The following is a 13178-nucleotide window of genomic DNA, read 5'->3' as shown; positions in this document are numbered from 1 at the left end:
GCCGGTGCGCGGGGCACCGACCGGGGCGGGCAGCAAGAAGGGTGATCGTCGTTCGGACCGTTGCCGGGCTTATAGATGAAAAGCGCGCGGCCGCAAACCCCGCTTGGCTTGAATTGGCGGGTTTGTTAGGCAGGTTTGCGATCGGCGCCCGTGTGGCCGGGCGGGCAACGGGGGAGAGGGCGGTGGACACGGGCATCTCGACGATCCGGCGCATCGGCACCGACAATGTGGAGGCGTTCCGACGCATCCGCCTGGAAGCATTGCGCGAAGAGCCCCTGGCCTATGCCAGCAGCTACGAGGATTGGGCAGTCCTCGGCGATGACGAGTGGCGGGACCGAATGCGCGAGCCAGTTTTCGTGGCCTTCCTAGCCGGCGAGCCCGTGGGGCTGGCGGGGCTTTCGCGGCAGCGGCCGAGCAGAATGGCCCACCGCGCCAGCATCGTCATGGTCTATGTGCGCAAGAGCCTGCGCGGGACCGGTGTGGCCGATGGTCTCATCGATGCGGTCATCGCGGAAGCGCGTGGCATGGGCATCGTGCAATTGGAGCTCGCCGTCACCGCCGAGAACCGCGCGGCGGTTCGCTTCTATGAGCGCAAGGGTTTCGTCGAGATCGGCCGCGTTCCCGGCGCGCTGATCCACGAAGGGCGGGAGTTCGACGACCTCATGATGGCGCTGCGCATCGGGTAACTGGCGGGGTATAGTTCCGAAAAGATGGCGCCTTGGAACCTGATATCCGCGCCGTGCCTCTTTCTGCCCGAGGTCCTGCGCCTTACGCGAAGGATGACGATTTTATATAATGAAAACAAATATATTGATTGTCATCCTGCGCGTAAGGCGCAGGACCTCAGGCAAGATGAGGCGAACGAGTCATGTCAGTTGCGACCGCACTCGGGCGGTAGGCTGAATATGCGCAGCACTGACGCGAGGCGTTGGATCATCCAGCCGCCTTCGACTCGCCCGACTCCCGGCCGTCGAAATCGCGGATGCCCTGGCTGATAGCCCAGCAGGCGAGGCGGACGTGCTTGGGGATCGGCACCCGCCGTCCGCCGCGCTCGCCCCGCTCGTAGTACTGGATCATTCTTCGCTTGAGGCCGAGGTGTTGCGCCGCCTCGTCCTGCGTCAGGCCCTGGCTCTGTCGCCAGGCGCGAAACGTCTCTGCGTTCATGCCGCTTTCATATCCTCACAACCCGAAGGAGAAAGTGCATCAAGCCGGGCGATTTGTCCACCGCGCCAAAAGCCCAGCCGGCAACGGAAGGCCGCGTCCACCCCTGCTGCCATGAAACGACAGTGGGTGGCCTTAGGGTCGATGCAGGCAAACCGGAGGCCCCATATGGACGCCCTCGAAGACTTCATCATCCGCGCCAAGGCGGCCACCTATGCCGGCGATGGCGCACCGGCCCTCAGTTGTCGGCCCGGCTCGCACGATCTCTCCTTTGCCGACGGCGACTTCCGCTATCTCGACAGCTATTTCGGCGGCACCGACTTTTCCGGCCAGGAGGTCGTCTGGCAGGGCGATCGCCCCGTCTGGGCCATGGCCTATCACGGTCGGGTGTTGCGCGACGACCTGATCACCGGCGCGGAGGCCGGCGCCACCATCAAGGCGGCGCTCACCACGCTCTACGGAGAACGTCGCTTCCTCGGCGGCTTTCGCTTTCGCCTCGACGGTCACGACTACATCGACATCGTCGACGGCGACTATCGCGCCTTCTTCGGCTTCGAGGAGATCAGGGTGCGCGACGTTCGCGCCTACGGGTTGCGCTATTTCGGCGGGTTGGTGCGCGAATGACCGGCGGCCCCGCCGTTGTCGGCGAGGCCGTGGGGCGTTCTCAGCGCTCGGCGATCACCGTCACCTTACGAATCCCGCCGCCTGGGGCAGCGCCAGCGACAACGCGGGAATGAAGGTCACCACGAATAGCATGGCGACCAGAACGAGGAAGTAGAGCAGCAGCGGCTTGAACACTTCCTCGATCCTGAGCTTGGCGATGCGACAGCCGACGAACAGGATGGGTCCCACCGGTGGCGTGATGGTGCCGATGCACAGGTTGAAGACCATGATGACGCCGAAATGCACCGGGTCGATCCCGAGCGAGATGGCGATCGGCAGGAAGATCGGCGCGAAGATCAGGATGGCCGGCGTCGGGTCCATGACGCAGCCCAGAAGCAGCATGATGGCGTTCATCATCACCATGATGAGGATGGGGTCGTCGGTGAAGCCCAGCAGCGACGTGGCGATGATGTTGGGGATCTTGGCATAGGCCATGATCCAGCCCATGACGGCGGAGATGCCGATCATGAAGATGATCATGCCGGTGGTCTTGGCGGTGTCGAGCAGGAAGCCCGGGATCATCTGAACGGTGATGGTCCGGTAGGCGAAGGACAGCACCAGAACGTAGATGACGGCGATGCAGCTGGCCTCCGTCGGCGTGAAGATGCCGGAGATGATGCCGCCGACGATCAGCACGATCAGGAACAGCGCCGGCAGGGCCTCCATGGTCACCCGGAAGTTTTCCTTGAACCGCCCCATGCCCTGCGCCCGGTGCCCGGCGCGGCGCGCGTAGAGCAGCGCCGGGATGATGCAGGCGAGACCCCAGAGGATGCCGGGAATGTAGCCGGCGAGGAACAGGGCGGCGACCGAGGTGCCGCCGCTGGCCAGCGAGTAGATGATGAAGGTGTTGCTGGGCGGGATGAGCATGCCGGAGGGGGCGGAGGCGATGTTGGCCGCCGCGGCCGCAGCCGGGTCGTAGCCGTCCGCCGTCTGCTGCGGGCCGATGGCGCCGCCGATGGCCGCCGCCGCGGCGACGCCGGAGCCGCTGATCGAGCCGAACAGCATGTTGGCGACGATGTTGGTCTGCATCAGCGCGCCGGGGATGAAGCCGATCAGGGCCTTGGCGAAGTTGATCAATCGTCGGGCGATGCCGCCGTTGGTCATGATGATGCCGGCGAGCACGAAGAAGGGGATCGCCAGGAGCGAGAAGCTGTTGACGCCGGTGAAGATGCGCTGGGCCGCCGTGATCGCCATCCGGTCGAAGGTGAAGATGGTGGCCATGGCGAGGACCGACCCGATGCCCATGCTGATGCTGATCGGCACCCCGATGGCGAGAAGGATCGGAATGCTGATGAGCATGATCAGCCCGATGTCTGCGGCATTCGGCATCGGTCAGTCCTCCGTCTCGGGGCGATGGGTGGAAATGACGGCGGCGAGGCGCTGCCAATCGCAGATGATGTTGTAGATGCAGTAGAAACTGGAGAAGACGCCGCAGATCGGCAGCGCCAGATAGATCTGACCGGTGGAGAGGTAGGGAATGGCGGCGTTGGTCTGGCGCATGGTGCGGCCGACCGCGTCCCATCCGCCCACCACCAGGATGGCGACGCAGAAGGCGAGGATCAGGACGCTGGTCAGGATCTGGAGCGACAGCCTCCACCGGATGGACAGCGAGTCGCAAAGGAGCCCGATGTTCATGTGGCCCTTTTCGCCGAACAGCAGCGCGGCCGAGAACAGCGTCAGCCAGACGAACATGATCTTGGCCAGTTCTTCCGACTGGGCGCCGGGGCTGCTGAGGAGATAGCGGCTGGCCACCTGCCAGGTCACGACGACGGTGAGAAGTCCGCACAAGAGAATGCAGCAGAAGGCAAGGATCAGGTCGACCCTTCGCTTGATCGTTTCCATTGGTTCCACCCCCGTCCCGGGACCGGCGGCAGCCCGGGGTTCCGGGGCGCCTGGAGTTTGCGGGCAGTCCCCCGGCCGCCGTCCGCCGCTGGGGCGGGACGGTCGGGGGACTTCACAGGATCAGCGCAGCGCTTCGATCTTCTGGTAGATCGTCTTGGTGACGTCGGAGGTCAGCTTGCTGTCGACCAGCGGCTTCACCGCGGCGCGGAAGGCATCCATGTCGACGTCCTCGCTGAACTTGCCGCCGGCCTTCTCGGCATCGGCCCGGGCCTGGGCGGCATCGGCCGCGAAGGCGTCGAACTCATAGTCGAAGGCCTTGGCCAGCTCTTCGGTGACGATCGTCTTGATGTCGTCCGGCAGGCCGTTGAAGAGATCGACGTTCATCACGAGGTAGTCGGGGATCATCAGGTGGCGCGTGTAGGAGTAGTACGGGGCCACTTCCACATGCTTGAGCGAGGAGTAGACGATCTCGTTGTTCTCGCCGCCGTCGAGAACGCCGGTCTGGATGGCGGTGTAGACCTCGCCCTGTCCCATGGCGATGCCGGCGCCGCCCATGTACTTCAGCATCTGGACGTTGGTGTCCGACTGCATGACGCGGATCTTCTCGCCGGCGAGGTCGGCGGGCGTCTTGACGAAGCGGTCCTTGAGATAGACCGACCGCGCGCCGGCGGTGAAGGAGCCGAGAACGATCACGCCCTGGTCGGACACCGACTTGTAGAGGTCGCCGACGATCTCGGGGTTGTTGAGGACCTTCTTCTGCTCGTCGATGCTGTTGAAGAGATAGGGCAGGTTGAACACCGAGAAGTCGGGGTTCCAGCTCTCGAGCAGGCTGGCGGCGGCCACCGACATGGCGAGCGTGCCGGTCTGCACCATCTCGACGGTTTCCTTCTGGGCGCCGAGCAGTTCGTTGGGGAACACTTCCGCCGTGTACTCGCCGTTGGTGCGGGCCTTCAGGCCCTCGGCGAACATCTGCAGCGCCTTGAACTGAGGATGCGTCTCGGTCTGGTTGAAGGCGATCTCGAAGTTCACGGGGGCGGCCGACGCCGCGCCGATCCCGAAGGGAAGGGCCGTGGACAGCGCGATGGCTCCGGCGACGACTGAGAGATAGGAAGCGTATTTCATCGGTTTCCTCCGTCTTGTTAAGTCGGTTTTCAAGATCGTCCGCCGGCTCGGCGAGCCGGCTTGACGTCGTTCAAGCGCCCTCTCGGCTCTTGATTTCCATGTGCCCCGCGCGTGGGGCGATATCCGATGCGCCGGCGCGGTTGCCCACGGGGCTCGCCGGAGCGACTGATGGCGCGGGCGACCGTCTCGCCCAGCGAACGTGAGCGTCTTCCAGGTTTCCCGAGAAGTAGTCCGGGCCGATCTCGCGGATCTTGGGCAGGCTGGCGCCGAGCCAGTCGAGGTGATCGCCGATGACCGTCGCCGCTTTCTCCGACAGACCGGCGCCGATGGCGTCGACCAGTTCGACATGTTCGGCCAGCGCCCGCTCCATGCGGTGCGCCTGCGGCAGCGTCAGCCGGCGGAACCGGTCGAGCTGCACCTTGATGCCCTCGACGAAGCGCCAGATGCCCGGCAGGCCGGCGGCGGCCATGATGGACCGGTGCAGCGCCTCGTCCTCGTCGTGAAAGCCGTCGATGTCGTTCGACCGCAGCGCTTCCTTCTGCCGCTCGACGATGGCGCGCAGCTTGAGGACGTCGCTCTTGGCGGCCAGCTCGGCGGCCATGCGCGCCGTCATCTGCTCGATGGCCTTGCGGGCCAGGATCGCCTCGGGCAGTTCGTCGGCCGGGATGCGCGAGACGATGGTGCCCGACTTGGCGATGATGTCGATCAGACCCTCCTCGGAGAGACGCAGCAGCGCCTCCCGAACGGGGGTGCGGCTGACGCCATAGGCCTGGGTGATGTCCTTCTCGTTGATCGGTTCGCCGGGGCGCCGACGCATCGAGATGATGTCGTCGCGCAGATGGAAGTGAATGAGCTGCGCGGAGTTCATCACACGGGTCGGGCTGGCCGGCCTGCCAACGCCCCACACGCTTGTGATCAGCTCTTCCGACATCCCGCCTCACCTCTCCGCCTTCGATCGCCTGCCTCGTCGTTCTTGCATATCTAATATATCAGATATGCTTGCCTTCACATCCGGTAGACTCCGATCGCGACTTAAGTCGAGGTTCCGCAGGCGTTCGGGCTGGAAAATGGGGCATTTCGGGGAGTTTCGGCATGTGAGCCGGGCGGTAGCCACGGCCGCGCCAACACCTTTGCCGGCGATGCTTGCGTCCGGTGCTTGTGTCGCTCCAGCGGGTCGATCGGAGATTGAGAGCGCTTTCACTTTGTCGCGGGAGGACGGTCAGACTTCATGGAACCGCCGTTCAACCGTCATCGAAACGACAGCCGCGCTCGCTAGCGTCCACTCCCGAACCGTTCATCCCAGCAAGAACGGACCGCTTGCACACCTGCTCATCGGGAGACTGTCATGAACCGTCGTGAATTCCTTATGGCCGGCGCGGCCGCCGGCCTCGTTGCGTCCACGCGCTTTGCCGCCGCTGCGACGCGTCTCGACATGTATACGGCGTCCGACGCCAACATCTCGGACTTCTTCAACAACGTGGTCAAGCCGGCCTTCGAGGCGGCGAACCCCGGCACCGAGCTGAACGTCGTCATCGCCCGCCCGTCGGCGGCGCTCGATGCGGTGGCGCAGCGCGCGCTAGCCGCGCTGTCGGCCAAGGCCGATCCGCAGCTGGACTTCATCGAGCAGTACGAGCCGATGCTGCCGGCCGGCGGCATCGAGGCGGGCCTGTGGACCGACTTCCAGAAGGCCGACCTTGCCAACTACGGCGCGGTCAACAAGCTGGCGATCCAGACCGCCTACGGCCTGCCCTATCGCGGCTCGCAGGTGCTGCTCGCCTACGACGCCACCAAGCTGCCAAGGGAAAAGGCGCCGAAGACCTTCGCGGACCTCGCCGCCTGGATCAAGGCCAACCCCGGTCAGTTCATCTACAATCGTCCCGACAAGGGCGGTTCGGGCTTCAACTTCGTCAACCGCGTGGTGCATGAAGTGTCCGGGCGCGATCCGCTGAAGTTCAAGGTCGACAACTTCGACCAGGCGACCGCCGACGACGTTCTCGGCAAGGCCTGGGCGGTACTCAACGATCTCGCCCCGTCGCTTTACGAAAAGGGCGCCTACACCGCCGGCAACACCGCGTCGCTGCAGCTGCTCGCGCAGGGCGCCGTGACCATGATCCCGGCCTGGTCCGACCAGGTGCTGCAGGCGATCGCCAAGGGCGTGCTGCCGGAGAACACCGGCCTCGTGCAGCTCGGCGATCTCGCGCTGTGCGGCGGCTTCTCGCAGGCGGTCGTCCCCACCAACGCCGCCCATCGCGACGCGGCGCTGAAGCTTGCCGACTTCATGCTGACCCAGGAAATGCAGACCGCCGTCATCGAGAAGCTCGGCGGCTTCCCCGGCGTCGACTGGTCGAACCTGCCGAAGGCGCTGCACGACAAGTATGCCGACGTCATCCCGTCCTCCATCCCGACCTTCCCGTCGGGCGAGTGGACCAAGGCGGTGCAGGACGGCTGGTACCGCAACGTCGCCCCGAACATCTCGCGCACCTGATCGGTTCGCGATGATCGCCGCGCTTCGCTCCGGCGCAATGGGGGGGAGGCTTTCGGGCCTCCTCCTCGTCGCCCTTCCGGTCGCCTTGCTGATCTGGCTGGTGCTGTGGCCGGTGCTGCAGGCCATGGTCGGCACCGTCTATTTCCCCGGCACCGGCTTCAGCATCGCCTCCTACACCTATTTCTTCACCGACGCCTACAGCCTGCGCAATCTCTGGCTGACCCTCTGGGTCACCGCGCTTACCTCGGTGCTCAGGGTGGTCGTGGCCATGCCGATCGCGCTCTATCTGCGTTTCCGCACCGGCTCCATCGCCGCGCTGGTGCAGGCGCTGGCGCTGTTTCCGATGTTCGTGCCGTCGGTGCTGGTGGCCTATGCCTTCATCCGCGTGCTCGGGCCCAACGGCATCGTCGACACCGTCCTCGTGGCGCTGCATCTGCCCAAGCTCATGAGCCCCTATCTCACGCCGGCCGGCCCGATCATCGGCCTCGTCTGGGACGGGCTGCCGCTGACGCTCCTGTTGCTTCTCTCAGGCCTCGGCCGCGTCTCCATCGCCTCGGTGGACGCCGCCCGCGACCTCGGCGCCGGCAGCTGGACGCTGTTCACCCGCATCATCCTGCCGCGCATCCAGAGCTCGATCATCGTGACGCTGGCCTTCAACGTGCTGGGCCTGTTCTCGGCCTTCACGCTGCCCTTCCTGCTCGGCCCCGCTTCGCCGGAAATGATGGGTCCCTACATGCAGCGTACCTTCTCCGACAACGCCGATCCGCTCAACGCCACCACGCAGGCGGTGATCACCTTCGCCTTCTGCGCCGCCTTCGGCCTCATCTACGTGCGCGCCATCGCCAAGGGCAGAAAGGGGACGGCATGACCGATCTCGCTCCCATCTCTCCCTTCGATGCCTCGCCGTCGGCGGTCGCGCGGATCGCCCGGCGCGCGCCGGTCGACTGGACCGGCATCGCCTTCCTCACCGGCCTCGCGGTGGTCATCCTGCTGCCGCTCGTCGTCACCGCCGTCTGGGCCTTCGCCGAAGTCTGGCGCTTCCCGGCCATCGTGCCGCAGCGCATGGGCCTCGGCTACTGGCAGGAGACGCTGTCGCGCCACGACGTCTGGCAGGCGCTGTGGCTGTCGCTCAGCATCACCACGACGGTGACGGTGATTTCGGCGGCCATCTGCTTTCCGGCAGCCTATGCCTTCGCCCGGCTGGATTTTCCCGGCCGCAACATGTTGTTCCTGGCCTTCCTCTCGGTGCAGGCCTTCCCCAAGTTCGGCCTGATCATCGCCACGGCGACGATCTTCCTGACGCTCCACCTCATCGGTACCTTCTGGGGCGTGGTGCTGATCCAGCTTGTCGGCACGCTGCTCTACATGATCTGGATCCCCGTCTCCGCCTTCCAGGGCGTCGACCGGCGGCTGGAGGAGGCGGCGCGCGACGTCGGCGCCTCGCCTATGCGGGTGTTCTGGTCCATCACGTTGCCGCAAGCCCTGCCGACGCTGTTCGCCGCCATCCTGATCACCTTCGTCAACACGTTCTACGAGACCGACGCCGCCTGGCTGATCGGCCTGCCCAACGTGCGCACCATGCCGATGGTGATGATCTCCTTCATCAACAACGCCCTCGAAGTCCAGTATGGCGCGGTGTTGTTCGTCTTCCTCTGGGTGCCGTCCTTCCTGTTGATGCTGGCGGCCCGCCGGGTGATGGGAGCCGATGCATTCGCCAAGGGCTTCGGAGGCTGAGCCTGACCCGAAGCTCTACTGGGGCGGGCATCTACGGGCATCCGCTTAGCCCGAAGAGTCTGCAACTTTTCGGGCGGATGCCTGAGCTTCATCTTCTGCGCTTCCGGTGCTCACGAACCTCAAGTTCGCTCCGCTCCGGTTCTCGAAACCATCGCCATCTGCCTCGCCCCAGCGAGTTTCGGATCAGGCTCTCATATTTTAAGGACAAGCCCCATGGCACAGGTTCGTTTGACCGGCATCGCCAAGGCATTCGGCAAGGTCACGGCGCTCGACGCCATGGACCTCGTGATCGACGACGGCGAACTCGTCTGTCTGCTCGGCCCCTCGGGGTCGGGCAAATCGACGCTGTTGCGCGTCATCGGCGGTTTCGAGACGCCAAGCGAAGGCACCATCGCCATCGACGGCGTCGACGTCACCCATTTGCCGCCGGAGCGGCGACCGACCGCCATGGTGTTCCAGAGCCACGCGCTCTGGAGCCACATGACGGTCCACGGCAACATCGCCTTCGGGCTGAAGCTGCGCCGCCTGCCCAGGACCGAGATCCGCGAGCGCGTCGAGAAGGTGCTCGATCTGGTCGGCCTCGCCGGCTACGGCGCGCGCCTGCCGAGCCAGCTGTCCGGTGGCCAGCAGCAGCGCGTGGCGCTCGCCCGCTCGTTGGTGATCGAGCCGAAGATCCTGTTGCTGGACGAACCTTTCGCCAGCCTCGACCAGCACCTGCGCGAGCGCCTGCGCGACGAGGTGCGCGACATTCAGCAGCGGCTCGGCATCACCGCCGTGTTCGTCACCCACGGCCAGGACGAGGCGCTGGCCATTTCCGACCGGATCGTGGTGCTGGCCGACGGCCGCATGCAGCAGGTCGGCCGGCCCGGCGAGATCTACGCCGAGCCGAAGACCGCCTTCGTCGCCGGTTTCATCGGCGCCATGAACATGCTGGACGGCACGCTTGCCGAGGGCGAAGTCGTGGCCGGCGGCCTGCGTCTTGCCGCCGAGGGCGCCGGCCCGGCCCGCCTTGCCATCCGCCCCGAGGACATCGCGCTGACCGAGCCCGAGGACGGCCGTACGGTGACGGTGCGCCGGATGATCGACTTCGGCTCCCATGTGGTGATCGACAGCGCGCTGGCCGACGGTACGCACCTGCGCATCCAGACCGACAAGACCATCCGCGTCGAGGCTGGCGAGCGCGTCGGCATCCACGTCGAACAGTGGACGGTGTTCAGGGACGGCGAGGCGCCGAGCCGCTATCGTTCCGACACGGTGCGGCCCTTTCGCGAGGTGCGGCGCTATGCTTGACCTCGATCCGCCGGGCCTCGACCTTTATCGCGTCGGCCATCGCACCCGCCTCAAGTGGCACATGGGGCGGCGCGTCCGTTCCGACGTGCCGTTCACGCCCAGCCGGACGGCCGAGGCGATGGCGCTCGGCGCCAGTTTCGAGGTCGATCTCAACCGGCACGCCGGCGCCGGTTTCGCGGTGCTGCACGACGAGACGCTCGACCGGGAGACCGACGGCCATGGGCCGGTGATCGCGGCGGAGCCGGACGCGCTGCGGCGGCTGAAGCTGCGTCGTCCTTCCGGCGAAATCACCGACGAGAAGGTGCAGTTGCTCGACGATCTCGCCGCGCTGGTGCGGGCCGGCTCGGCCCACCCGGAAACGCTGATCCAGCTCGATCTCAAGGTGGGCGCCGAGGCGATCGACGACGCATGCGTCGCAGCCTTCGCGGCCACGCTCTCAGGCATCGCGCCGCGCTTCATCCTCTCTGGCGGCGACCGCGTGGCGGTGGGCCGGCTCGGTCGGGCGACGGCCGGCCTCAACCTCGGCTTCGATCCCTGCAATCAGGGAACGGTGGGCGAGATCGAGGCTGGCGCCGATCTCCAGGCTTTCGTGGCCGATGCGCTCGACGCCTTGCCGGAGGCGAGCCTCATCTATCTCGACTATCGCGCCGTGTTTCTTGCCGACCGGCGCGGCGTCGACCTGATCGCCGCCTTCCACGCAGCGGGCAAGCGCGTCGACGCCTACACGCTCGACCTCCACCACCCCGGCGCCGACGACAGCCTGAAGCGGCTGATCGAGCTCAAGGCCGACCAGATCACCACCAACGAGCCCGACGCCGTGGCGCGGCGGGCGGTGGAGCTGGGGGTGGCGGCGTTGGACCCGGTGTCAAAGTGAAAGAGCGCTTTGAACCGGCGATCACCTATGTAGGCCGATCGCTCTACCTTTCTGAGGTCTTGCGCCTTCGCGCAGGGCCTCAGGCAGAACGGTGCACAGCGCCGACAGAGGTCTCCGTCACCCCCTGAATCGCTCAACCAGCCACGGATGAACCGCCGGCGTCGCGGCAAGCACGGCGCCGGTTTTCGGGATCGCGCCGCCGTCGAAGCCACCGACCAATCCACCGGCTTCCTCGACGATCAGCACCGATGCCGCATAGTCGTGCGGCGACAGGCCGTCCTCGAAGAAGGCGTCGTGGCGACTGGCCGCCACATAGGCGATGGACAGCGCCGCCGAGCCCATCCGCCGCATGGTGGCGGCGTGGTCCATCACCTCCATCAGGATCTCGCGGTAGCGGGCGACGTTCATCGACTTGACCTGGCCGGGAATGGGCAGGCTGGCGCCGATCACCGCGTGGTCGATGTCGCGGTCGTCGCGAACCCTGAGGCGCACGCCGTCGAGGAAGGCGCCGTGGCCGCGCTCGGCGTGGAACAGTTCGTCGCGCATCGGGTCGTAGACCACGCCGGCGTCGATGCGGTCGCCGCGCAGGAGCGCGATGACCACGCCGAAGAAGGGGATGCCCCAGGCGAAGTTGGTGGTGCCGTCGATCGGGTCGATCAGGAAGCGCGGCGCATCGGGGCCGTGGTCGCGGTCGCCGGCCTTCTCCTCGCCGTTGATCGACCAGTCCGGATAGGCCTCGGCGAGAGCGGCGGCGATGGCGGCTTCCACCGCCACGTCGGCGGCCGTCACATAGTCGCGCGCCGCCTTCTCGTCGACCTTCGCCTGACCGCAGGCGGAGAAATGCCGGCGGGCGATGTCGCCGCCCAGGCGAGCGGCGGCGACCATGGTGGCGATGAGCGGGGAGGGGGCGACGGTTTGGGGCATGGTCGGAACTCGACTCGGACTGGGAAAAGAACGCCCTACATGCGCCGAAGAGACGACAGTTCCATGTCGGCCGGGGACTGGAACTGACGGCCCGCTCTGCTGTTATACTGCCTGACCAACGGAGGGCCGAGCATGCTGTGGAAAGGGCGCCGCCAGAGCGGCAACATCGAGGACATGCGCGGCAGCGGCGGCGGCTTTTCCGGTGGCGGCATGCGCTTTCCGGGCGGCGGTTTCCCCGGCGGCGGACGGCGCGGCGGCGGACTTTCCCTCGGCGGGCTGATCGTCGTCGGCCTCGTCCTGTGGTTCCTCGGCATCAACCCGCTGGTGCTGCTCGACGGCAACATGGGCGAGGCGTCCTATGGTGGCGGCTCGACGGCCATCGAGCGGCCGCGTGGCGGTGAGCCCGACGAGATGCGCGACTTCGTCGCCACGGTGCTCGGCGACACCGAGGACACCTGGGCGGAGATCTTCAAGGCGGATGGCAAGCGCTACAAGGCGACGCCGCTGGTGCTGTTTTCCGGCCAGATCCGTTCGGCCTGCGGTTTCGCCAGCGCGGCCAGCGGGCCGTTCTACTGCCCCGGCGACGGCAAGATCTACATCGACCTCGCCTTCTACGACGAACTGCGCCAGACCTTCGGCGCCCCCGGCGACTTCGCCCAGGCCTATGTGATCGCCCACGAGGTCGGTCACCACGTGCAGGACCTCCTCGGTGTGCTGCCCGCCTTCAACGAGCGGCGCCAGAGCCTGGGCAAGGCCCAGGCCAACGCGCTGTCGGTGCGGGTGGAACTTCAGGCCGACTGCTACGCCGGCGTCTGGGGCCACTACGCCGAGCAGAAGGGGCTGCTCGAACGCGGCGACCTTGAAGAGGCGCTCAACGCCGCCACCCAGATCGGCGACGACGCCATCCAGAAGCGGACGCAGGGCTACGTGGTGCCGGAGAGCTTCAACCACGGCTCGTCGGCCGCCAGAAAGCGCTGGTTCAAGATCGGCTTCGACACCGGCGACACGGAATCCTGCGACACGTTCTCGTCGGCGCGGCTGTAGCGCTCCGGTCCGACCTCGGCGACAGGTCCGCCAAGACGG

The 13178-nt window shown here is 66.4% G+C and carries 14 protein-coding genes; 8 read left to right on the top strand and 6 right to left on the bottom strand.

Annotated elements, in window-relative coordinates; all coding sequences use genetic code 11:
* The first annotated feature begins 182 nt into the window (after window positions 1-182).
* Window positions 183-686, top strand: coding sequence for a GNAT family N-acetyltransferase (locus M4J40_RS08270; protein WP_251753583.1), 504 nt, complete (start codon window positions 183-185; stop codon window positions 684-686).
* A gap of 247 nt (window positions 687-933) precedes the next feature.
* Here the strand turns inward: M4J40_RS08270 and M4J40_RS08265 are convergent, their stop codons facing one another.
* Window positions 934-1164, bottom strand: a complete 231-nt coding sequence (locus tag M4J40_RS08265) for a helix-turn-helix domain-containing protein (protein ID WP_251729923.1) — start codon at window positions 1162-1164, stop codon at window positions 934-936.
* A gap of 165 nt (window positions 1165-1329) precedes the next feature.
* On the opposite strand from M4J40_RS08265, the gene M4J40_RS08260 reads away from it, so the two are divergent.
* Entirely contained in the window at window positions 1330-1785 is a 456-nt protein-coding gene (locus tag M4J40_RS08260; protein WP_251753581.1) for a DUF5680 domain-containing protein, read from the top strand.
* Between the two features lie 60 nt (window positions 1786-1845).
* On the opposite strand, the gene M4J40_RS08255 is transcribed toward M4J40_RS08260, so the two are convergent.
* From M4J40_RS08255 to M4J40_RS08240, 4 genes are all read right to left on the bottom strand, one after another.
* Window positions 1846-3153, bottom strand: coding sequence for a TRAP transporter large permease (locus tag M4J40_RS08255; RefSeq protein ID WP_251753579.1), 1308 nt, complete (start codon window positions 3151-3153; stop codon window positions 1846-1848).
* Between the two features lie 3 nt (window positions 3154-3156).
* Window positions 3157-3666 carry a TRAP transporter small permease gene (locus tag M4J40_RS08250; protein WP_251753577.1) on the bottom strand — a complete coding sequence of 170 codons (510 nt, stop codon included), beginning with the start codon at window positions 3664-3666 and terminating at the stop codon, window positions 3157-3159.
* Window positions 3667-3786: 120 nt separating this feature from the next.
* Window positions 3787-4788, bottom strand: coding sequence for a TRAP transporter substrate-binding protein (locus M4J40_RS08245; RefSeq protein WP_251753575.1), 1002 nt, complete (start codon window positions 4786-4788; stop codon window positions 3787-3789).
* Between the two features lie 70 nt (window positions 4789-4858).
* Entirely contained in the window at window positions 4859-5719 is an 861-nt protein-coding gene (locus M4J40_RS08240) for a GntR family transcriptional regulator (RefSeq protein ID WP_251753573.1), read from the bottom strand.
* A 414-nt stretch (window positions 5720-6133) separates the two neighbouring features.
* Here M4J40_RS08240 and M4J40_RS08235 point away from each other — a divergent pair, with 414 nt between their 5' ends.
* The 5 genes from M4J40_RS08235 (at window position 6134) to M4J40_RS08215 (ending at window position 11171) form a co-directional block, all read left to right on the top strand.
* Window positions 6134-7273, top strand: coding sequence for an extracellular solute-binding protein (locus M4J40_RS08235; RefSeq protein ID WP_251753572.1), 1140 nt, complete (start codon window positions 6134-6136; stop codon window positions 7271-7273).
* Between the two features lie 10 nt (window positions 7274-7283).
* On the top strand, window positions 7284-8141 hold the full coding sequence (locus M4J40_RS08230; protein ID WP_251753570.1) for an ABC transporter permease: 858 nt from the start codon (window positions 7284-7286) through the stop codon (window positions 8139-8141).
* A complete protein-coding gene (locus M4J40_RS08225; protein ID WP_251753568.1) occupies window positions 8138-9007 on the top strand; it encodes an ABC transporter permease in 870 nt (289 codons plus the stop codon). Before M4J40_RS08230 ends, M4J40_RS08225 begins: the two co-directional genes overlap by 4 nt.
* A 213-nt stretch (window positions 9008-9220) precedes the next feature.
* Window positions 9221-10297, top strand: a complete 1077-nt coding sequence (locus M4J40_RS08220; RefSeq protein ID WP_251753567.1) for an ABC transporter ATP-binding protein — start codon at window positions 9221-9223, stop codon at window positions 10295-10297.
* Window positions 10290-11171, top strand: coding sequence for a glycerophosphodiester phosphodiesterase (locus tag M4J40_RS08215; protein WP_251753565.1), 882 nt, complete (start codon window positions 10290-10292; stop codon window positions 11169-11171). The genes M4J40_RS08220 and M4J40_RS08215 overlap by 8 nt, the downstream gene beginning before the upstream one ends.
* 117 nt (window positions 11172-11288) lie before the next feature.
* Here M4J40_RS08215 and M4J40_RS08210 read toward each other — a convergent pair whose 3' ends face one another.
* Window positions 11289-12095 (bottom strand): inositol monophosphatase family protein, encoded by an 807-nt coding sequence (locus tag M4J40_RS08210; RefSeq protein WP_251753564.1) that lies wholly within the window; start codon window positions 12093-12095, stop codon window positions 11289-11291.
* Window positions 12096-12227: 132 nt separating this feature from the next.
* Between M4J40_RS08210 and M4J40_RS08205 the strand changes: the two genes are divergently transcribed.
* On the top strand, window positions 12228-13139 hold the full coding sequence (locus M4J40_RS08205; RefSeq protein WP_251753563.1) for a neutral zinc metallopeptidase: 912 nt from the start codon (window positions 12228-12230) through the stop codon (window positions 13137-13139).
* Window positions 13140-13178: the final 39 nt, after the last annotated feature.

Origin of the sequence: Pleomorphomonas sp. JP5 (assembly GCF_023721815.1) — a bacterium.
GTDB lineage: Bacteria > Pseudomonadota > Alphaproteobacteria > Rhizobiales > Pleomorphomonadaceae > Pleomorphomonas.
The sequence above is the reverse complement of the archived record's forward strand: the minus strand, read 5'-3'. Positions and strand labels throughout refer to the sequence as shown.